The sequence below is a fragment of the Methanococcus aeolicus Nankai-3 genome, assembly GCF_000017185.1.
Taxonomy (GTDB): domain Archaea; phylum AGJL01; class Methanococci; order Methanococcales; family Methanococcaceae; genus Methanofervidicoccus; species Methanofervidicoccus aeolicus.
Genome location: NC_009635.1, coordinates 1307304 through 1329175 on the forward strand (window position 1 = coordinate 1307304; position 21872 = coordinate 1329175).

General features: G+C 29.8%; 22 protein-coding genes and 2 tRNA genes. 13 read left to right on the forward strand and 11 right to left on the reverse strand.

The genetic code is table 11. The annotated features are described in order from the left end of the window. Nucleotides 1–4: 4 nt before the first annotated feature. The 3 genes from MAEO_RS06330 (at nucleotide 5) to MAEO_RS06340 (ending at nucleotide 1532) form a co-directional block, all read left to right on the forward strand. The gene (locus MAEO_RS06330; RefSeq protein ID WP_011973950.1) at nucleotides 5–469 is read left to right on the forward strand and encodes a hypothetical protein; all 465 of its coding nucleotides are present in this window, start codon (nucleotides 5–7) and stop codon (nucleotides 467–469) included. Nucleotides 470–568: 99 nt separating this feature from the next. Then, nucleotides 569–1000, forward strand: coding sequence for a hypothetical protein (locus MAEO_RS06335; RefSeq protein WP_011973951.1), 432 nt, complete (start codon nucleotides 569–571; stop codon nucleotides 998–1000). 1 nt (nucleotide 1001) lies between these two features. Next, on the forward strand, nucleotides 1002–1532 hold the full coding sequence (locus MAEO_RS06340; protein ID WP_011973952.1) for a hypothetical protein: 531 nt from the start codon (nucleotides 1002–1004) through the stop codon (nucleotides 1530–1532). Here the strand turns inward: MAEO_RS06340 and MAEO_RS06345 are convergent. The 3 genes from MAEO_RS06345 to MAEO_RS06355 all read right to left on the reverse strand — a co-directional run bounded on the left by MAEO_RS06345 (nucleotide 1509) and on the right by MAEO_RS06355 (nucleotide 4133). Beyond that, on the reverse strand, nucleotides 1509–1739 hold the full coding sequence (locus MAEO_RS06345; RefSeq protein ID WP_011973953.1) for a hypothetical protein: 231 nt from the start codon (nucleotides 1737–1739) through the stop codon (nucleotides 1509–1511). The two genes, MAEO_RS06340 and MAEO_RS06345, sit on opposite strands and share 24 nt — an antisense overlap. A 39-nt stretch (nucleotides 1740–1778) precedes the next feature. After that, nucleotides 1779–1946: a hypothetical protein gene (locus MAEO_RS07920; protein WP_198002416.1), complete on the reverse strand. Its 168-nt coding sequence runs from the start codon at nucleotides 1944–1946 to the stop codon at nucleotides 1779–1781. A gap of 231 nt (nucleotides 1947–2177) precedes the next feature. After that, nucleotides 2178–4133: a PINc/VapC family ATPase gene (locus tag MAEO_RS06355; protein WP_011973955.1), complete on the reverse strand. Its 1956-nt coding sequence runs from the start codon at nucleotides 4131–4133 to the stop codon at nucleotides 2178–2180. Between the two features lie 217 nt (nucleotides 4134–4350). Here MAEO_RS06355 and fdhD point away from each other — a divergent pair, with 217 nt between their 5' ends. Next, nucleotides 4351–5100 carry a formate dehydrogenase accessory sulfurtransferase FdhD gene (gene fdhD, locus MAEO_RS06360; protein ID WP_011973956.1) on the forward strand — a complete coding sequence of 250 codons (750 nt, stop codon included), beginning with the start codon at nucleotides 4351–4353 and terminating at the stop codon, nucleotides 5098–5100. A gap of 88 nt (nucleotides 5101–5188) precedes the next feature. Next, nucleotides 5189–6097 carry a tRNA lysidine(34) synthetase gene (locus MAEO_RS06365; protein ID WP_011973957.1) on the forward strand — a complete coding sequence of 303 codons (909 nt, stop codon included), beginning with the start codon at nucleotides 5189–5191 and terminating at the stop codon, nucleotides 6095–6097. Between the two features lie 158 nt (nucleotides 6098–6255). Here the strand turns inward: MAEO_RS06365 and MAEO_RS06370 are convergent, their stop codons facing one another. After that, nucleotides 6256–6690 carry an ankyrin repeat domain-containing protein gene (locus tag MAEO_RS06370; RefSeq protein WP_011973958.1) on the reverse strand — a complete coding sequence of 145 codons (435 nt, stop codon included), beginning with the start codon at nucleotides 6688–6690 and terminating at the stop codon, nucleotides 6256–6258. Nucleotides 6691–7428: 738 nt separating this feature from the next. Between MAEO_RS06370 and pth2 the strand changes: the two genes are divergently transcribed. Further along, nucleotides 7429–7779, forward strand: a complete 351-nt coding sequence (gene pth2, locus MAEO_RS06375; protein WP_011973959.1) for an aminoacyl-tRNA hydrolase — start codon at nucleotides 7429–7431, stop codon at nucleotides 7777–7779. A gap of 2 nt (nucleotides 7780–7781) precedes the next feature. On the opposite strand, the gene cobQ is transcribed toward pth2, so the two are convergent. Then, nucleotides 7782–9263 (reverse strand): cobyric acid synthase CobQ, encoded by a 1482-nt coding sequence (gene cobQ / locus MAEO_RS06380; RefSeq protein WP_011973960.1) that lies wholly within the window; start codon nucleotides 9261–9263, stop codon nucleotides 7782–7784. A gap of 245 nt (nucleotides 9264–9508) precedes the next feature. On the opposite strand from cobQ, the gene MAEO_RS06385 reads away from it, so the two are divergent. After that, nucleotides 9509–10183, forward strand: coding sequence for a diphthine--ammonia ligase (locus tag MAEO_RS06385; RefSeq protein ID WP_011973961.1), 675 nt, complete (start codon nucleotides 9509–9511; stop codon nucleotides 10181–10183). Between the two features lie 18 nt (nucleotides 10184–10201). Here MAEO_RS06385 and MAEO_RS06390 read toward each other — a convergent pair whose 3' ends face one another. Next, entirely contained in the window at nucleotides 10202–11638 is a 1437-nt protein-coding gene (locus MAEO_RS06390; RefSeq protein ID WP_048062531.1) for a tRNA pseudouridine(54/55) synthase Pus10, read from the reverse strand. Nucleotides 11639–11870: 232 nt separating this feature from the next. Here MAEO_RS06390 and MAEO_RS06395 point away from each other — a divergent pair, with 232 nt between their 5' ends. From MAEO_RS06395 to npdG, 4 genes are all read left to right on the forward strand, one after another. Continuing rightward, a complete protein-coding gene (locus MAEO_RS06395; protein ID WP_011973963.1) occupies nucleotides 11871–12212 on the forward strand; it encodes a UPF0058 family protein in 342 nt (113 codons plus the stop codon). 144 nt (nucleotides 12213–12356) lie between these two features. Continuing rightward, nucleotides 12357–13751 carry a CCA tRNA nucleotidyltransferase gene (cca, locus tag MAEO_RS06400; RefSeq protein ID WP_011973964.1) on the forward strand — a complete coding sequence of 465 codons (1395 nt, stop codon included), beginning with the start codon at nucleotides 12357–12359 and terminating at the stop codon, nucleotides 13749–13751. A 60-nt stretch (nucleotides 13752–13811) separates the two neighbouring features. Next, complete coding sequence (locus MAEO_RS06405) at nucleotides 13812–14606, forward strand: sugar phosphate isomerase/epimerase family protein (RefSeq protein ID WP_011973965.1); 795 nt, start codon at nucleotides 13812–13814, stop codon at nucleotides 14604–14606. 54 nt (nucleotides 14607–14660) lie between these two features. Then, nucleotides 14661–15329 carry an NADPH-dependent F420 reductase gene (gene npdG, locus MAEO_RS06410; protein ID WP_011973966.1) on the forward strand — a complete coding sequence of 223 codons (669 nt, stop codon included), beginning with the start codon at nucleotides 14661–14663 and terminating at the stop codon, nucleotides 15327–15329. Between the two features lie 227 nt (nucleotides 15330–15556). Here the strand turns inward: npdG and MAEO_RS06415 are convergent, their stop codons facing one another. The 4 genes from MAEO_RS06415 to MAEO_RS06430 form a co-directional block, all read right to left on the reverse strand. Further along, on the reverse strand, nucleotides 15557–16015 hold the full coding sequence (locus MAEO_RS06415) for a flavodoxin family protein (protein WP_011973967.1): 459 nt from the start codon (nucleotides 16013–16015) through the stop codon (nucleotides 15557–15559). An 82-nt stretch (nucleotides 16016–16097) separates the two neighbouring features. Next, nucleotides 16098–17450, reverse strand: coding sequence for a signal recognition particle protein Srp54 (locus tag MAEO_RS06420; RefSeq protein ID WP_011973968.1), 1353 nt, complete (start codon nucleotides 17448–17450; stop codon nucleotides 16098–16100). 116 nt (nucleotides 17451–17566) lie between these two features. After that, complete coding sequence (locus MAEO_RS06425; protein ID WP_048062397.1) at nucleotides 17567–18127, reverse strand: UbiX family flavin prenyltransferase; 561 nt, start codon at nucleotides 18125–18127, stop codon at nucleotides 17567–17569. Nucleotides 18128–18330: 203 nt separating this feature from the next. Continuing rightward, nucleotides 18331–18415 (reverse strand) — tRNA-Leu (locus tag MAEO_RS06430). 158 nt (nucleotides 18416–18573) lie between these two features. Between MAEO_RS06430 and MAEO_RS06435 the strand changes: the two genes are divergently transcribed. Continuing rightward, nucleotides 18574–18689 (forward strand) — tRNA-Met (locus tag MAEO_RS06435). Nucleotides 18690–18742: 53 nt separating this feature from the next. On the opposite strand, the gene mmp10 is transcribed toward MAEO_RS06435, so the two are convergent. Then, nucleotides 18743–20074, reverse strand: coding sequence for a methyl coenzyme M reductase-arginine methyltransferase Mmp10 (gene mmp10, locus MAEO_RS06440; RefSeq protein ID WP_083756731.1), 1332 nt, complete (start codon nucleotides 20072–20074; stop codon nucleotides 18743–18745). A 407-nt stretch (nucleotides 20075–20481) separates the two neighbouring features. On the opposite strand from mmp10, the gene mcrB reads away from it, so the two are divergent. Beyond that, on the forward strand, nucleotides 20482–21813 hold the full coding sequence (mcrB, locus tag MAEO_RS06445) for a coenzyme-B sulfoethylthiotransferase subunit beta (protein WP_011973972.1): 1332 nt from the start codon (nucleotides 20482–20484) through the stop codon (nucleotides 21811–21813). Nucleotides 21814–21872: the final 59 nt, after the last annotated feature.

Consider the following 21872-nt stretch of genomic DNA (forward strand, 5'->3'; position numbering starts at 1 on the left):
ATATATGATTAAAAAATATTATCTCTATATTGAACTATGCAATTATTATTTAGAAAAATTTAAAAAGAAAGATAATTTTTATTACCATCTTCAAAACTTCATTTATGAAGATATTAAAAAGTTTGACACGAAACCACTGAATAATATTGATAATTTATGTCATTACGCTTGGCATATTTATCATTCCCTAAAATCAATTGAAGAAAAAAAGAACTTTATTTTTGTATTATTTGCTATGTATAATAAAATTATAGAATTATTTAAAAATATGAAATTTGTATATATTAAAAAAATACTAACAACTATTAAAGTTAATGAAGAGATTTTTAAAAATAATTACTATGTTTTTGATAGTGATAATTTCAGGTTTCTCATTTATGGGGGGGACAACTTAATCAGCGACATTTCTTCAAAATCAGAAGTCATGGAATTATGTAAATACTTTAGAATTCCTGTGAGTGTGGTTTAAAATGAAATTTGATAAAGTAATATTTTGGGGCATTGTAGTTCTTGCATTTACTGTTGCCCTGACATACTCCACAAATAGGTTAATGGATGAGGTGAGAAAATGAAAGTAATGAGCAAAGGATTACAAATATATAATTTAAAAAGGTTTTTAGAAAAAAATAATATTGATGAAGATTTAATTGATTTGGAAGCATTAATTGACCCTACACTATCTTATCCAGAAAATAAGGCAATAGTGGCAGAACATATTAAGAACATGATTAAAAATAAAGAATACGATGCAGAAAAATACGACGATGAATATATCCAACATTTATTAAATGTTGCCATGGAGCTCCATGAAGAAAGAAGCGAAAAGGCACAAGAACAGGATGAAAAAATTAAGAGTAAAAAAGTTATTGACTTAGAAAAATCGAAACATCCAGAAAAGGACTTAGAAAGATGGAGCAGGAATATGGGGAAAATGGATATACTTGGGATAGATTATATACCTGATTTTTCAAAACCTTTGAAGAAAATATTGAGGGGGTAATATGGTTGTTAAGGTTGCAGTTGATACAAATGTTTTAGGGTATTTGGGAGAAACAGAAACTACTTTGAAAAAATCCGCAAAATCAATTAAAAAACTAAACGAAGAAATAAATAACATGGAAAATGCACATGCATTTGCAAAATTAATATGTAGCAATACTCAAATCAAAGGGATTATTCCATTAATGGTGGCATATGAATTTACACAAGCTCCAAAATATGTAAAAAAAAGAGTTTTTGAAAAGTGGGTTGATTGTTTTCATTGGTCTAATAATATTACAATATACAAAAGAGCAAAAAGTTTAAAACTGCCTTCAACTTTGAGCCACTTAAAACAGTCTGACATGAAAGTAGTATATGAGTCATCGAAATTAGGTTGCCAATATCTGATCACATTCAACAGAACTGATTTAAGAAAAGAAAAAAATAAAAGATTGATAAAATCAGAATTTAAAAATAAACTAAAAATATCCCCACCAGAAATATTATCTCCTGACGAATTCATAAACTTACTGTATATCCCTAAACACTAAATTTACAACTCCCCCTGCTTTTTTTGCATCTGTTCCAAATTTTACCATCTCATCGCAAAATTCTTCATGACTCATTTTATTTATCCTATCCTCTGCTCTTCTTATCCATGCTGGAAGCTCATCATAATCAACATATTTTATTTTTCTTATTCTGGATTGTTTTTTAAGCCTCTCTGTGTATTTTTTTGTAGTTTTTCTGTATTTCATATTTTCACCCAATATTATATTGTTGTTTATGATTTATATTTATTCTCCAATTGTTATTGATATTTTTATATTCTTTTTTTCACAGTAGAACTTTAACATTTCGCTAATTAATTCATCGTATGACCTATAACCTTTTGTTGTACATAATATTTTGAGTTTATCCCTTGTATTTTGTTTTATTTTAATATCCTTTATTTTTTCATTCATAATATCACCAAAAATTTGCATTATTTCAGTCCCTCTGTGGATCCTTCGACCCGGGTTCGATTCTCGGCACCGGCCCCATTTTTTTATTAATTTTTCGAAAATTTTTTATTTTTTCATTGGCATATATCCATTTATTTAATTAAATAGATAATATAAATATATATGGTATTTTGGGAGCTCCTAAATCAACTACAATAAATAACTTAAAAATAGTAAGAATATAAAAAGAGATTAATCACATTCCACAAAAATATCCTTTTTTAATTTCATGGAATTTAATAATTCTTTTCCAATTTTTGTGCTTTTAGTTATTTTAACCACGCCCGTGGAACCAACTGTTGCATTACACAAAAAATCTCCATCAATATATATTTTTACATTTGCCCCAATATAATCATCCCCCAATTCTACTAAAATATGTTTTTTATCCTCAATTAATTTTGTAGTTTCGTAGTCATTTGTAAATTCATAGGAAATATAATCTTCCTCATTATCTTTTTTACTTTTACTTTTACTTTTACTTTTGGAAAATTTTTCATCAAATATGCTATCATCCACATTTTTTTCAACATCGATTCTTAATCCCAATTTATTTTCCAATTTCATTATTTCGCTACCGCCTTTTCCAATAACCGAAGAAATATGTTTTTCTGGCACAATTAATTTTATGGTATTTCCATCTAAAACCCTTACTTTCATTTTGTTTTTAACGCCTTTTGGTAAATGTCCTTTTAATATTTCCATTATTTTAGCTTCGGCATATTTGTATATTTCTGGCTGTTCCTTTGCCATTTCATCCGGATTTATTGGCATAACTACAACTTGTTCTCCGTAGGTATATATTTCATATTCTGGAATTTTTGTTTCAAAGTCCTTAACCTCAATTACAGGTCTGGCTAAATCTGCCTCTTTCATACCATGGGGAACTTTTACGGTAAATTCCACATCATAAACCTTTTTTATTGTCCCGCTTTCGATATATATGATGGTATCAACTATTTGGGGAATTAATCCTAATTCCACTCTCCCTATAAGTCTTTGAATGGCGTCAATCGGTTTGCTGGCATGAACAACCCCAACCATTCCAACTCCTGCCATTCTCATATCTGCAAATATTTCAAAATCTTTTGTTTTTCTAACTTCATCATATATGGTATAATCAGGTCTAACCAATAATAATATATCACAGGTGTTTTCCATTTTGCCTTCTAATGGAGCATACTGTGTAATTTCTTCACTAACCTGCAAATCTCTTGGGCTTTCCATAGTTTTAATAATTTTATCATTATTTTTATACATGTCCGCCAATGCCGACACAAAAGTAGATTTACCACTTCCCGGAGCTCCTGAAACAAATATTCCATTTGCCTCCTTTGTAATTCTATTTAATAATTTTTCCGATAAATTATATTCGTCTATTGATACAGTTGTCAAAGGTCTAACAGCCGTAATTTCAAGAGCCTCCGAAAATGGTGGTCGAGCTATGGCTATTCTTAAATTACCTAACTGAATTACGGTGGCTCCCCTTTTTTCTATTTCAATTAATCCATGCTCTTGTTCGGCATATTTTAATATATTATCAATTAATTTTTTTATTTGTGGTTTTGACATAGTCAATGGCATCTGACTATTTTCGTCATATATGGGTATTAGCTTAACTTCTCCGGGCTTTCCTTTTTTTGCATAAGGAACACAATTTTCCTTTAAATGAACCGAAGAAGTATATTCGTCAAAGTAATCCAATAGCAATAAATCGATATGTTCTTCTTCAATTTCAATAAAATATGTATCAATATTTTGAGCTATTGCAAGATTATATTGGATTCTATCGCTTGTTAATAGGGTGGAATTTGTTTCCTTTGCCACTTTTCTTATCATAGCATCAATTTCACCAGATGGTGCAAGAGATACATCATTTAATGAGGGTCTATCCCCATAATATTCGACTTCTATGTTATAATTTTTTGCAACATCCACTAAATTTTTTAATTCTTCTATCCCTACATAGCCTATTTCTCGCCCTTTGTTAGCTTGTGCTTCTAACTCGGCCACAACAGCTTCGGGAATGATTATTTTTGAATTCTTTATTATTTCTTTTATTATTAAATCTGTTATTTTTCCTTCAATTACTACACAGGTATCTACTGCAATAGTTTTATTTTCTAAATTCAATGTTCTCAAATACATATTATCACGGAGCTCCTCACAAGGTTATTAAAAATTATTTTATAATATTTATATCAATATATGGATATAATTATGTAAAATTCCAATTTTAGCTATATAATATATAATATATAATATACATTATATAAACATTAAAAATAGAATATCATTTATGGTTATATGATTTATAATATAAATAATTAAGCCAGGTATTATTAAATTGAGAAGGGAGGATATTATGGACGAAAAAATAGGAAAGGTAGTGGTAAAATCTTTTAATTTAGAAAATAATGAATCAATAATAAGAGAGGACTTTGTATGTATCGAGGAAAGCTACGATATATATTTAAATGGCAAATATATCTCAAATACAGTAGCAACCCCTGATAAAATTAAGGAAATGGCAGTAGGATATATTGTTTCAGAAGGAATAGAATGTATAACAGCAGATTCGATAAAATCTATCACCGTTGAAGGTAATGTTATATATATTGAGACCAATGTATGCAATAATAATAATAATAATAATAATAACAAATATTCTGAAAAGAGCAACGACAATGAAAATAATGGTAAAAATATAAAATTAAAATTAAACACAATACAAAAAGTAATAAAATATATGGAAAATATTACGGGAGTATGGAAAATTACTGGGGGAGCTCACTGGGCATGTATATCTGATTTAGATGGGGATATCCTAATAAATATTGAAGACATAGGGCGACATAATGCCGTGGATAAAGTAATAGGGCATTGTATTTTAAACAATATCGACTTAACAAATAAAATATTAATTTCAAGCGGTAGGCAACCAACTTTGATGGTCAATAAATGCAAAAATGCAAAAATCCCCGCAATTATTTCCAAATCTCCTTCCACAGATAAGGGAGTGCAAATTGCAAGAGAAAATAACATAATTTTAATAGGATTTGCACGGAAAAATAAATTTGTAGCATATAGTGAATGGAGTAGAATAATCCAATAAAAAAATTAATATTATAATTTCAAAATATTGATTTAATTATATTTTAATAAATTTTAATACATATGCCATATTAAAACATAGGGATAAAATGGAATTAGAATTTACACAATGGACAAAAGAAAATAGAAAATTAAATAATTTAACCCAATTAAAAAAAGAAATATTACAAAATTTTGAAGAACAAAATTTATTGGATAAACCGATTATAGCAATGCTTAGCGGTGGAAAAGATAGTTCTACGGCTTTGGCAATGGCAAAAGATTTAGATTTAGATATAAAGTTGGCAGTGCATTTTGTTCATAAATGGAGCTGGGAGCTCCCTAAAACACAGGTGCAGAAAATAACTAAAGAGTATGATGTTCCATTGATATTTTATGATATTACAGATGTATTGTGCCAAAGAATACAGGGGGGGCACTCGTGGGGAAAAAATATATGTAAAATATGTAAAACTATTATGAAGGAGAAAATAAGAGAAATAGCATACAAAGAGAAAGCCTATACAATACTCACAGGAGAGTCTGCACTGGAAAAAATAGCAGGACCTATATTCCAGTATGTCAATGAAACTTATGGAAGTTATGTTTATAGTAAAATGGAATTAACACCGGTCCCCAAGAAATATAGAAATATAAAATTTTTTAGACCGCTTATTAGATGTGGTTGTAATGATATAGAAGCACTACAAAAACATTATAATGTAAAAATAGAGCGAGTTGGAGAGGTAGGAAATAAAATCGGCTACTGGCGAGAAGGTTGTTGCCTTCAATATTGCAATTCAGACACTAAACTTAATACAGAATTATTTGATGATTTATATTATTACAATAATAGATTAACGGCTTTGGCAAGAAAACATGGTTTTAGAGCATCGATAAAAATGCCCTCCAAAGAAGTAATAATATTGCCTAAGAAAAAAGGATATATCGATTTGGTTGAAAAAGAGTTAAAAGAAATAGAAAAAGATTATTCGCTAAAAAATAAAAGAATAGACTGAATAACAAATTATAAAATAATTTGATTATATCTCTGTATTTAATGCATATATACATATATATTATGCAGTTTTAACGACTTTAACTATCTCCATCCAATATTCTTCCTCGAAATTTATTAAATTATTATTTCAAGGATTCTTTATTTGTACGGAGTATATTATTCATAGACATGTTTTATGCCATCGGTATCCGCTCCTTTTTCAATAAGTAATTTTACTATTTCTGGTTGATTATAATCTTCTGCCACCATAATTGCTGATAATCCAAAACTATCTATTACATTTACATCTGCACCATTTTCAATAAGTAATTTTGCTATATCTGTTTTTCCTTCCTCTATTGCCGATAATAAACTAGTTCTACCTACTCTATTTTTAGCATTTACATCTGCACCATTTTCAATTAAAAATTTAACCATATCATATTGATTTCTTAATGATGCTGCTAATATTGGGGCTCCCCCCATTCTATTTTTAAAGTTTATATCTGCACCTTTTTTTAGGAGCTCCTTTACTTTTTCTATGTTTCCATCACCTGATGCCAGTAGGAGCTCCTCGTTTAATGCCATATTTGTATTTTTATCGTTATTCATATTATCACCTAAGGAAATATATTTCCTATATTATATCAATTATAAAGAAATATACTTCCTATGTATAATCTACAATATAAAGTTATCTATTTATAGTCAATCTTAGGACAATTTCATTAAACATGCCACAATACGCAAAATCTCCATTACTAAAAATTAAGAATTTATTTACAAAATCTTCGATTTTGTACAAAATCCTAAAAGGATTTTGTTTACAAAAGCTATGCTTTTGTACAAAATCTCGAAGAGATTTTATTTAATAATTTCTCAAAACTCCGAAGGAGTTTTTACGATTGTAAATCGTTTCCAAAGGAAACGATTGAAATAGGACGGATAAGGACGGTTATTGAACTTACTATATAGTATGTTTCTAGGTGGAACGAGGAAATCTACAAAAATCAAAGATTTTTGAATTCCAGGGGAATTCGTATAAAAATTGAAAGATTTTTTGAGATTCAAATATTTGTTCATTATATGCCATAAAATCGTCGTGAAGCAAAGGCCATAATATCCCAAATTTTATTTGATATTATTTATTGCAATTTATTTTGCAGGGAGCTCCTATATACCATATAATAATATTATATATGAAATAAAATAATAAATATAGTCACTCTTCGAACTGTTCCACCCTATATTTATGCAGATAAGACCATATTTTATTAATACGCCTTATCGCACTAATATTTGGGACAATAAAGGGACAATTTTTGAAGACTAACTATAAATGGTGATTTAATGTATAAACAGGTAATAATTTTAAGAAATGATTTAAAAATGGGAAAAGGCAAGTTGGTGGCACAGGGCAGTCATGCCTCCCTTATATCTTTTTTAAATACTCAGAAAAATAACCCTTCGGTTGCCAAAGAATGGCTAAATGAAGGTCAAAAAAAAGTAGTATTAAAAGTTAATTCTGAAAAAGAATTATTTGAGGTGTTTAGAGATGCAAATATTGATGGTTTTTCATGCTGTTTAATTAGAGACGCAGGACATACCCAAATACCTTCGGGGACAGCAACGGCTGTTGGAATAGGTCCAGATAAAGAGGAAAAACTGGAAAAAATAACAGGTAAATTAAAGTTATTATAATGTTATTTTTTAAATATTTTTTCAAGATTTACATTATTTTCAATAATTTCCGCAAATTTATTAATATTTTTTTCAAAATTATCTTTATAATTATCCTCGGTTATTAATTTATGCCCTTTTTCTGCCAACACCATATTTATAATATGATTTCTGAACTCGTAATTATCAAATATGCCGTGGAAATATGTTCCAATTAAATAATTTCCATCTTTTATATTAATTGAACCATCATATCCATCGTTTTTATTGCCAAATCCTTTATTTAATTTTATAAGTGGTTTTTCATTTGAATGGGTTATTCCCTCATGCAATTCATAACCATTAACTAAAAAATCATCATCTTTAATTGATAATATTCCATTTGAATTTACAATTGCCTTTTTATTTCCAAAATAAGTTTCCATGTCAAATAATCCAATTCCTTCAATTGTTCCAATATCTCCTTCCGAATGCGTATCGTCAATTAACATTTTGCCCATTGTTTGATATCCTCCACATATTCCAATAACGATGCCCCCTTTTTTTGCAAAATCTTTTATTTTTTTATCCATTTTATATTTTTTCATTAAATCCATTTCAACCGTGGAACATCTGGTTCCTGGGAGTATAAGTATATCTCCAGTTATATCCTCTTTAAAATCTATGAATTTAATAAGGGCATCTTTAGAAAAGGCATCAATATCTGTAAAATTAGATATCTTTGAGAATCTTACTACATTTACTTCAACGGGGCTGTTTATGTTGCCAAATACTTTTTTATTTTGTAGTGCCTGACTATCCTCTTCCGGGAGCTCCAACTCTTCACTATATGGTATAGTTCCTAAAACTGGTATGTTTGTTAATTCCTCAATTTTTTTGTATCCGTCAATTAATACTTCGGCATTGCCTCTAAATTTATTTATTACAAATCCTTTTATTAATTTTTTCCATTTTTGGGGCAATAATTCCACAGTCCCATATAATGATGCAAATACTCCGCCTCTATCAATATCTGAAACTAATATGGCATCTGCATTTGATAGTTCTGCAATTCTAAGGTTGGCTATATCGTCGCCCAATAGATTTATCTCACAGCAACTACCTGCCCCTTCCATAACAACGAAATCATAATTTTTGTTTAAATATTCCAAACTTTCCTTTATTTTAGTTAAATAATATTCTTTATCCTCTCTATATTCATTATAATTTATTGTTTTATAGGGAGCTCCCTGAACAATAACCTGAGATACAAAATTTCCCATGGGTTTTAATAATATTGGATTAAAATGAATGGATGGTTCTACCTTTGAAGCTAAACTTTGGGTGTATTGAGCTACGGCTATTTCTCCGTCCTCATTAGCTACTCGCGAATTTAAACTCATATTTTGGGATTTAAATGGTGCTACTTTATAACCTTTGTTTGCAAGTATTCTGCATATTCCAGCTACTAAAACTGTTTTCCCACTGTTTGAGGATGTTCCCACTACCATTATAAATTTTGCCATTGTTCCACCTAATTTATAGTGTGTTCGAAAGTATGTTCTTTACGGGTCAGAAAGATTTTAGTTTATTATATTACAACAAGCCAAAAATTATATATCTGACTATATTTTACTGCAATGTTAAGTAAATCAAAGATGTTCTCAAATATACTATATTTTAATAAACATATGTTTAGTAATATTATATAAAATAATATATACATACCAATGAAAAAATAAAAGAAAAAGAAAATAGAAACGGTGAAATTATGAAAATTGCTTCATTATATTCTGGGGGAAAGGATTCGGCTTATGCTCTTTGGTGGGCATTAAATCAAGGCTGGGATGTAAATTATATGGTGAATGTGGTCTCAAAAAATAAGGAGAGCTATATGTTTCATGTTCCAAATGTAGAATTAACCGATTTAGTGGCAGAAAGTGCAAATATATCCATGGTTAAGGTAATAACCGCAGGAGAGAAGGAAAAAGAGATATTGGATTTAAAAAAGACATTATCAAAATTAGATATTGATGGAATTGTAAGCGGAGCTCTGGCAAGTGAATATCAAAGAACAAGAATAGACCATATATGTCAAGAAATTGGTATAAAATCCTTTGCTCCATTATGGCATAAGGAACAGGAATTGATATTGAGGGATACGGCAAAATTCTTTGATTTTAGGATGGTTAGTGTTGCAGCTTATGGATTGGGAAAGGAATGGCTGGGAAAAAGAATAACTGATGATAATATTGATAAATTATTTAAAATAATGGAAAAATATCAAATAAATAAAGCATTTGAAGGGGGAGAGGCTGAAACTTTTGTATTTGATGCCCCATTTTTTGATAAAAAAATAGAAGTTATGGATTATGAAATAATATGGGATGATAGCTGTGAATGTGGTTATTATAATGTATTGGATGCCAAATTGGTTGAAAAATAATAATATAGTAAAAATAAATTATTGCTCTTCTTCATGCTCAAAATCATGAACATCCCATACATCAAGGAATTTACATATACATTTTTTATTTAGGAGCTCCGATACAGATGGTATCGTTCTACCTTCGTCCCCATGTATCAATTCTTTAATATATAGTCCGCCATCACAATATATTTTTAGTTCAAATTCTTTTGAATTTATTATTTTATTTAATGAAACGGCATAAACATTTCTAACTCTTATTAAATCTGCCCTTCTGTGACTTACTCTTTGAGGGGTTCTCTGATTTATTGTAAGATTTTGCATCTGTTCCACTAATTGTTTGATTTCATCTTCTGTGATTTCATCTTCACATTCCACATGGGCTAAATATGTTTTTCTATGTGCCTCATTTTTAAAAAATATGATATCCTTTCTAACTCCATATTCTAAATTATGGATTTCAACTTTTCCACTTTTATTTACTTCCTCCATTAGTGGTTTTAAATCGGCTTTTCTTATTTTTGGCTCTTTTATTTGAAGCACAAAAGGCCTCCCATTTCCTAACATTCTAACATCTATATCCTCCCTCCCTGCACCATGGAAGGCTTCTTCTTTTCCTTTAAATGCCTTCATAAATGGTTCTGCTATTATCTCTTCAACTGAGGTCGGATATTGCTTACCAGTCCAATCGCATTTTTCGCATCCCTTTCCTCTGCAACTCCTACAATGCCAGTGGGATTGTGGTATGCCCCTTATTAATTTATTATATCTTCCCTTAATGAATATAGAATTTATTTGTAATTCTATTCTTTTATTGTATGGATTAACCATTATTACAATATCAGGATTGGTTTTTTCCACAACTTTATTGGTTTTTTCCACTATCATTTTTCCCATCATTCTGTTAAATTCTTGTTTTATACTTTCTGCCATTGGGTTATCGTTTATAATTTCTTTTTCTAACTCTTTTATCTTTTTAGGGAGTACTGTCCCTATTAAAAAAGTGTCGAATTCATAATTACTTGTAAATTTTAATATTTTTTCGGAGATGTCATTTAAATGATTTTTATCAAATATATCTCTACAATATGGACAGGAATATTTTTTTTCATTTTCATTGGTGGTTTCTTCCGTTTCTTTTATTTCCTCTATATTTTCCACCATATTGGTTATTTCGATTAATCCACTTTTGTATATGTTTTTTAGTTCTTCTTTCTTTATTTCTATTTCTTTTATTATATCTTCTTCTGTTTCTTTTATTTCTCCTATATCATTGCTATTTTCATTTAGTTCATTCAATCCATTTAATAGATTATATAAATTAGCTAAATTTAGCTCTAATTCAATAGCCTTAGCCATTTTCAATGCTCTCCCCCTCTCGTAATTGGTAGTATGTAGCGATTTTGCATATAATCTACCAAAACATCTGTGACATAATGAATATTTATTCAATATTGAATAATCAATTGTTATATTGTCCATAACTTCACCTATTTTATCTATTTATTTATATACTTATTTATATATTTATTTACATATATATTATTTATATATTTTCTAATTTTAACGCTCCCGGTGAGTTTTACACACTTAGATAATCGTATTTTTTGAATATTATAGTAAATATTGAATAACAGAAAAATATTTATAAATATATTACCATATACCATATATTATAATATTACATATAAATGTCCGTGATAAAATGCACAAAGAACAACTTATGGAGCTCCATCAATTTTTTGTCCATGTTCATAGGGAACTGATGCCAGAAGACTATACATGCAAATATATTAAAATTTATGAAGATTTAGATGTTAGACCGCATCATATACACAAATTAAAAACCGAACAAAGAGCCGCTATTTTTTTACTATCTGCATGTATTGCCGAGTATCTTTCAAATGAAGACGAATTTTCAAAAAACTTATCTTTTAAACTTGTTGAAAATGCATTTAAATATATAAGTCCCAAGTCAGAAGTTATGAAAAAACATATTGAAAAATATCAAAAAATGCAAAAATGCAAAAATGAAGTTAAAAAATAATTTAAAATATTTTAAATAGTGGTTTGTTTTATTTTTTTATTTTTATTTTTAGTATGTATTAATTGGGAGCTCCGCATATAATATATAATATTACAAGGAGCCCCAAACAACAACCCATATATTTTTAACATACACCGTGAGACAATGAGCAATATTAGAAAATTAGACAATGTTATAAACAACAATTATAATGACAATAAATTAAATACCGTATTAAATGAAGTATTGCAAGATATAATTGATTACAAAGATGGGCAAGAATTAAATGGGTTTTCTAAAAAACTCATAAATGAGCTATTTGGTCAATTAAAAAAACGGAATTTCATACCTCCTGTTATCGATATTATCCAAGTAGGTTCCACAGCACGAAATACACATTTAAAAAATGACTATGATATTGATATATTTGTTAGATTTGAAAAAGGAACAGATAAAGAACTATTAAAAAATATTGTATTGGAATGCGGTAAAACCGTAATACAAAAATTAGGGGGTAAATGTTGGGTAGAATATGCCGAACATCCATATTTATCCGCAAAAGTCGATAAATATGACATTGATATAGTGCCTTGCTATAAATTGGAGTGGGGAGATAAGATAATATCCGCAGTAGATAGAACTCCGCTTCATAATGAATTTTTAATTAATAAATTGAAAACAAAATATAATATAGAATTAATACAGGATATTAAATTATTAAAAAAATTCTTAAAAGGTATTGGAGTATATGGTTCTGATTTAAAAACAAAAGGTTTTTCTGGCTATTTGTGTGAATTATTGATTATATATTATGGTGGATTTATAAATCTATTAAAAGAATCTCAATATTGGAAGTTGGGACAAAAAATAATATTGCCTGACATTTATAAACTATATAATTTAAAAGACGATTATGAATTTATAGATATTCCAAACCAACCTTTAATTGTGTATGACCCAACAGACATAAATAGAAATGTGGCTGCGGCATTGGGAAATGAAAACTTCTGTAAATTTTTATATTATTCTAATTTATTTTTAAAAAATCCTTCAAAAGATTATTTTTATGATTATGATGCAAAAGTTGCAAAGAATATTAATAATAGGGATATGGGGGAGCTCCTCACACTAGTAATAAATCGCCCAAAGAATATTGTGGAAGATGTTATATATCCGCAGATGGAAAAACTACAAAATAGTATAAATGTAATATTAAAGGAGCATGATTTTAAATATATTAGATATGGCAATTATGCTGATGAAAATTATTGTTATCTTTCGTGGGAATTTACTGTTTATATGTTGCCAAATGTGCATGTTAAAGTTGGACCGCCCGTATATTATGGAAATAGGGCATATCAATTTGCAGAAAAGTATGATAAATGTTTTATTGATGGTTGCAATGTTTGCGCCTTCGTGGAGAGAAAATATAAAACTGTTTATGAATTATTTGAAGACATTACATCAAATAAATTAAATAATAAAATCGCCACTCCAAAGTATGTAGTGCCTGAAAATGCAAAAATACTTAATATATTTAAGGAAAAATATGAAAATTGAAAAAATAACTATTAATTATGAATTAATTAAATAATTAATATGTAATAAAATGGTGTAAAAATGAAATATAGTGTATCTTCTATTGTTTTTTTGCCTGAATCATTGCAATCGGCAATTGAAAAAATTGCAGAGGCAAAATTTGATTGCTGGGAGATTGTATGTGAGGGCAGTCATACATTAACACCCGAAAATGTGGAATATTTAAATGAGTTAAAGGAGCATTGGGGGGTAGATATTGTGGTTCATGCTCCATTTTCTGATTTAAATCCTGCCTCAATGAATGAAAAAGTTAGAAAATTGACAATTGATAGTATTGGGGAAGCCATTAAAGGGGCTTCGGAGCTCCATGCCAAAGTGGTTACAATCCACCCCGGATATATTCCGCCGTTATGGTCAAATTATGAGAATAATATTATTGATAACAATTATTTAACATTAAATTCAATTGTAGAAATAGCAGAAACTCATGCCGTTATGCTTGGTTTTGAAAATATGCCCAATTATCACGGTATATTGGGAATAACGCCCGATAGTATGAAAGAAGTAATAAAAGATATTGATTCAAAATATCTGGGGATTACTTTTGATATGGGTCATGCAAATACAGCATGTGGAGCTCCCCACAAATATATAAAAGAATTAAACAGCATAGGAAAAGGTATAGTTCATGTTCACTGCCACGACAATAACGAAAAAGACGATGAACATTTATTGATTGGTGAAGGAAATATTGATTTTACAAAAGTTATAAATGGACTAAAAGAGATAAATTATGATGGTTATTTATCTTTTGAATCTAAAAGTTTAAGGGATGCCGTGCAAAGTAGGGAGATTATAAATAAGTTAATAAAATAGAATATTATAAAAAAATGAAACTAACAAAATAATAAAAATAACAAAGGTGATATTATGAAAATAGCAATATTGGGAGGAACAGGAGACCAAGGATTTGGATTGGCTTTGAGATTTGCAAAAAATCACGATATAATAATAGGTTCGAGAAAAAAAGAAAAGGCAGATTCTGCCGTAGTTGAATTGAAGAAAATATTAGATGACCATAATATAAAATATAATAACATAGTTGGAATGGATAATAAAGAGGCTTCAAAAGAAGGAGATTTAATTATTTTATCATTGCCTTATGAATATACGATGTCTACAATAAAAGAGATTAAAGAGGAATTGGCAGGTAAAATTGTGGTTTCAATAGGTGTTCCATTGGCAACAGCAATTGGGGACAAACCTACAAGAATTGTTTTACCGCCACAAGGCTCTGTTGCCGAAATGGTGCAGGATTATTTAAAGAATTCAAAAGTAGTTAGTGCATTTCATAATGTGTGCTCCAAAGAATTGGGGTGTATAGGGGATTGTGTGGAATGCGATATATTAGTTTGTGGAAATGATGTTAATTCAAATAAAATAGTAGTTGATTTGGCACAAGAAATAGATGGAGTTAGAGGAATAGATTGCGGTAAATTAGAATTGTCAAGATATATTGAACAAATTACTCCGTTATTAATAGGATTAAATATAAAATATAAATTAAAAGGTTCTGGAATAAGAATAACAGGATTATAGTAAGTTCAATAACTGTCCCTTATTTGTCCTATCGTAAAAATTCCTCTGGAATTTTGAGGTCGTAAAAACTCCTTCGGAGTTTTGAGAAATTATTAATGAATTTCCTAATTTATTATAATATGATAAGATTTTAGCTTTTAATCGTAGCATATTTATGAAAAAGACCGAAGATTGACTATAAAAAATGAATAAAGATAAAATAATTAAAAAAAATTAAATATTATTTTCTATATATTTTCTATATTCTTTATATTTTCAGCAAATTTTTTTGCATTTTCAATATCTTTTTTATTTGGATGTCCTTTATTTCTACCACCAATTAATTTAAATATAAACCAGTCATCAAACCCTTTACAGTTGAATTCTCCTACTGTTTTATATCCTCTGGAATTTAGTTTATCCATTAATGGCTTATGGTAATTTTGCTTCCAGTTATCGCTTGTGGAAAATACAAATACTGTTTTATTTTCTCCATTTGGAAGATTATCCGCAAGTTTTAATAGCTTTTTATGATGTTTCCCAATATATATTCCAGAGCCAAATCCCACCAAATCATATTTTTTGATATCTTCGGAACTTACATTTTCAGGTGCAATAACCTCTGCATTTAAAACCTCTGCCATGGCATCTGCTATTTTTTTAGTGTTTCCATGGTGTACGGATTTACAAATAATTAATATTTTCATAATGTCCCCCATTATATTAAAATATAAAAAATAGTAATTGAATAATAATATCTGCGATATAATCTATTATGTGGTGATTATTTTATTCTTTATACATTAATTGTCTCATTATTTTGCCCATTGGACCTCCCATTTTAAGCATTTTCCCACTTTTCATATTTTGGAAGGCATTTTTAGTAGTGCTATAATATTTCAATAGCTCTTTTATTTCTTCCTGTTTAACTCCTGCCCCTTTTGCTATTCTTTTCATTCTTGATGTTTTTATTATGTCGGGATTCTCTTTTTCTGTTGAAGTCATTGAATCCATTATGATTTTATATTTTTTTAATTTATGCTCTGTAATATCCGCAGCACCTTTTGGAAGATTTGTGCCCATTCCCGGTATCATGGCCATCAATTGCTTCATTGAGCCCATTTTAGATATTGCCTCTAATTGAGAATATAGCTCATTTAATGTAAATTTGCCTCTCATCATAGCATCAAGGCTTTCCTCTGTATCGTCATCAATTATATCTTCCGTTTTTTCCAGTAGGGAATCTAAATCTCCCATTCCAAGCAATCTTGAAATAAATTTCTTTGGGTCAAATGGTTCTAAATCATCAACTTTTTCCCCAGTTCCTATGAATTTTATGGGAGCTCCGATTTCAGCCACAGCACTTAGGGCACCCCCTCCTTTTGCAGAACCGTCCATTTTTGTAATGAGAATACTACCAATGTTTTCAACGGCGTCTTTAAAGGCTTTTGCCTGATTTTTGGCCTGTTGACCAAGTGTTCCATCTATTACCAATATTATTTCTTCAGGATTAAATTTTTCTTTCATTTCTTTCATTTCTTCTAATAATCCCGATTCCTCTTTATGCCTTCCAGCTGTATCAATTATAATTACATCATTTTTTTTAAATTGTTTTAACCCTTCTTCTGTTATTTCCATAGGAGTTTTGGTTTTTGTAGGGTCACCATGCAGTGGAATGTGGATTTTTTCAGATAATTGTTTTAATTGCTGATATGCCGCAGGTCGATATACATCCGCAGCAATTAAAGCTGGTTTAAATCCCCTTTTTTGGAGAGTTCTTGCCAACTTTGCCGCACTTGTAGTTTTACCACTACCTTGAATACCTACCAACAATATTATATTTTTATTTTTTGGGTCAAGCTCTAATTTTTGCCCCTCTTCACCAAGTAATTTTACGAGCTCATCATATACAATTTTAATTATGTGGTCTTTTTTTGAAAGTCCTTTTGGAGCGGATTCATATATCGCCTTTCTTTCAATTTCTTTACTCATGGCAAATACAAGTTTAACATTTACATCAGCCTGAATAAGTGCCTTTTGTATGTCTTTAATTACTTCTTTTACAAGTTTTTTATCTACAAATGTGGCATTTTTTATTTTACTAAGTGCATTATTAATATTGCTACCTAATTTGTCAAGCATAATTCCACCAAATTATAAATATTTAATATAAATTTAATAAATATGAATATATAATAAAATAATAGTAAATAAAATAATATATACTAATTTATATAATAACCAATTTATAATTATATTTATTCTTTCCATCTGTTGAATAGGTTATTTTCAATATCTAAATTATCCAACACCCTTCCCACTATAAAATCTACAATATCCTCAATGCTTTTTGGGTCATTATAATATGCAGGGATTGGCGGCATAATTAGGGCCCCATATTTTGATAATTTTAACATATTTTCAAGGTGGATTGTGCTAAATGGCATTTCTCTTGGCATTATTATTAATTTTCTCTGTTCTTTTAGGGCTATATCGCATACTCGCCCTATTAAATTGTGACTATAACCATTTGCTATGGCTGAAAGGGTTTTCATTGAGCAGGGGATTACTAAGACGGCATCAAATTTATTGGAGCCAGAGGCCACTGGCGTAAAAAAATCATTGTTATCATAGTAATTATCGGATAAATTTATAAATTCTTCCATCGAGGTTTTTAATTCATATTTTATTATTTCCTGGGCTGATTTTGATATTATGAGATTTGATTCAATATTTTCGTAATTTTTTAAAACTTCTAAAAGTCGTTTGGCATAAATTATACCACTTGCCCCACTAATACATATAATTATTTTTTTCATAAACATCTCTCTTTTAAAAATATTGTGTAAAAAATATTATAAAATGATAATATATATAATTTATATTAATACAATATATATAAATTAATAAATATTAGGGGTTATAAAAAAACCTCGAAATTTTCCTTTGAAAATTTATACGAGGCCCACAGGCAGTAGCAAAATCTTGATTTAACCTGATTTTCTCATTTCATTTGAAAATATGCGGGGGAAGGGATTCGAACCCTCGAACTCCTATGAGACTAGGCCCTCAACCTAGCGCCTTTGGCCAGGCTTGGCAACCCCCGCATTTAAATAAAAATCGCATAGGGTAGTTTTATATAATCATATATAAACTTTTCGTAGAAAAGTATTTATATTAGATCGTAATAGTTAAAGATGCCTTGAAAATAATAAGTTATATTTAGGAGCTCCATGCAATATTGTATGGTCGTTCAATTGGAATTGCCGAGGTGGCTTAGGCTGGTTATAGCGCTCGGCTCATACGGATATTCCTAAGGGGTTTAATCCCCTTGGGTCCTGGGAAACCGAGAGGCCGGGGGTTCGAGTCCCCCCCTCGGCATTTTTTTATAATAATATATATTTATGTATGTATATTTATTAATTATATTTTTTTTATTTTTTACATGGAGCTCCGAAGAAATTTATTTTTTCAATTAATTCATTAAAAGCATCTAATTCAAAATTTAAAACTTCTTCTTTTGTCATTGTTCCGCTAACTTCTCCATCAACTGTCAATTTATCTACTCCCCTTAATACTATTCTACCTTTTCCATCTCTGTTTAATATTTCCTCTGCTGCCCTATCATGAACAAATGCCATTGGTGGTATAAATACCGTATCTGTTAGGTTATCTAAATTTACGGTTTCAAGATCTTTTGAAGTTATCAAATCAGAAATATCTTTATTTACTTTTACAATATTTATTGGGGTATCTTTGAATATTTTATTTAAATATATATAGGATATATTTCCTGTAATTATGGTGGCTTCTGATTTTATTTTTTCTCTTAATTTTATTAATAAATCTTCTTCATAGGCTATTGCAAATGGTGCATTTGTTAATGGGTCATATAATGGTGTTCCTGTAATTCTTATTTTGTCTCCAAATTCCTCATAGGTTTCTTTTACTATGTTTTTAAATGCCTCGATATCATGGGGCTCAAATTCCTCTCCTTCAATTAATGGTTCATTTTCAAGTATTAATCCATGTTTGGTTCTATTCGCAAATCTCATCAATATTACGGCATGGGCTCCCCATTCTATTAAATCATTAATGGTTTTTTTTAATTCCTCGCCATCATTTACATTGGGCACTAAAATTATGGCACAATGAACTTCGCAATATTTACAAAGATATTTTAAACAATTTAGAGAATTTTCTGCATTGGGGTCATTTAGCCATTCTTCTCTTATTTTGGGGTTTGTGGAAAATACTGAAAATGTGGTTTCATCTACTCCACAATTTATTAGTTGTTTTACGGTTTCAACCGATTTAAAACCTTTTCCAGATGTATATCCCAGGTGAATTTTTAAATTAAGCTGTTTTATGTAGTCGCAGAGCTCCGCCAATTGAGGATAAAAACTAACATCTCCACCACTGGTTATATTTATTTTATGGTATTCTTCAAAAAATAGGGCATTTTGTATTTGCTGAATGGCAAACGGAAGCGGGATAAAGTCTCCATTTATCTCTCTTATTGAATTGGTGCAATAATCACAACCTATTTGAAATGTGCAATTTTTACAACCCAATGGAACAGGGTTGGAATTATTTACCTTTCTAAAATAGCAAAATTTACAAAATCCTCCGCAATTTTTCCCAGGTTCACCTTTTAAATCCACCAATAAAGACTTATCGTAGTTTTTATTTTGGGGTAATTTTTTTCCAAGGTTGTCTTCGCTAAATCCAAAATCAAAATTGCTCATATTATCTATATTATTCATATTACTAAATTGATTAAAATTAAAGTTATTTTCCATGATTATCTCCTTTTTTGATAGGTGAGGGGGAGTTCAAAAAAATTAAAATTATGTGGGATAATATCGTATTGCAAGGAGCTCCCGAATAAAATATATGTTATATCTATTTATAATTTATAGTCAATCTTCGGTCTTTTTCACTAAACCATCTCAAAATCGCAAAGCGATTTTTATGATGGGACAAATAAGGGACAGGTATGAAGATTACTATATTTAAGAAAATTACATTGTTGTATTCTTATTAGGGTAATCCTTACAGCTATTTGTCTTATAATATAAATATGTTTTGATTTCTCTTCAATGGAAAATATAATATATATATAAAAATATAGGTTATCGTGCATATATCAAATTTAGTAGGAGTGGTTCCTATGGTAAAGTATGAAGACAAAATAAACTTATATGATGCAAAAGGAAATCTTGCAGAAGAAAATGTACCATTAGAGGCTATTAGCCCCTTATACAACCCAGTTGTAAAAGATATGGTAAAGAGCATAAAAAGAACAGTAGCTGTTAATTTGGCAGGAATTGAAGCTACATTGAAAGCAGGAACAATTGGAGGTAAAGCTTGTAGAGTTCCAGGTAGAACACTTGACTTACCAATTGTAGACGAAGCAGAAGCAATAATGGATAAAGTTGAAAAGATATTAAAAATATCTGAAGACGACGATACAAACATTAGAACAATAAACGGCGGAAAACAAGCTGTTGTGCAAGTTCCATCTAAAAGATTGGATATAGCTGCTGAATATTCAGTATCTATGTTAAGCACAGGTATGGCATTGAAAGAAGCTATTATTGATACATTTGATGTTGACATGTTTGATGGTTCCACAGTGCATGCAGCAATTGTAGGAAGATACCCACAAGTTATGGATTATATGGGTGGAAATATTGCTTCACTCTTAGGAGCTCCATCAAATATGGAAGGATTAGGTTATGCTTTAAGAAACATCATGGTAAATCACTATGTTGCTACAACAAAGAAAAACCTCATGAATGCAGTTGCATTTTCCTCAATTATGGAACAAACAGCAATGTTTGAAATGGGAGACGCAATTGGTTCATTCGAAAGAATGCACTTATTGGGTCTCGGATACCAAGGATTAAATGCAGATAACATTGTAATAGATTTAGTGAAAGCTAACGCAAGTGGAACAGTAGGAACTGTTGTAGCTTCCGTTGTAGAAAGAGCTCTTGAAGACAAAGTAATTGCAGAAGATAAAACAATGAATTCAGGATTCACAATGTATAAACCAGTAGATGTTGCTAAGTGGAATGCTTATGCAGCAGCAGGTTTAGTTGCAGCATCCATTGTAAATTGTGGTGCAGCAAGAGCAGCTCAAAATGTTGCTTCAACAATCTTATATTACAATGATATCTTGGAATACGAAACAGGATTACCTGGAACTGACTACGGTAGATCCGAAGGTACAGCAGTAGGATTCAGTTTCTTCTCACACTCAATTTATGGTGGTGGAGGACCTGGTATCTTTACAGGAAACCACGTAGTAACAAGACACTCAAAAGGATTTGCTATACCGCCTGTAACAGCAGCATTATGTGTAGATGCAGGAACTCAGATGTTCTCACCTGAGAAAACATCAGCATTAGTTGGTGCAGTATACAGTGATATTCCAGAATTCAGAGAACCATTAAAACATGTAATTGAAGGAGCTATTGAGATAAAGGATAAAATTTAAATTATCAATTGCTCATATATCTTTTATTCCCGGTATTTAACTTATTGGTAGGTAATATT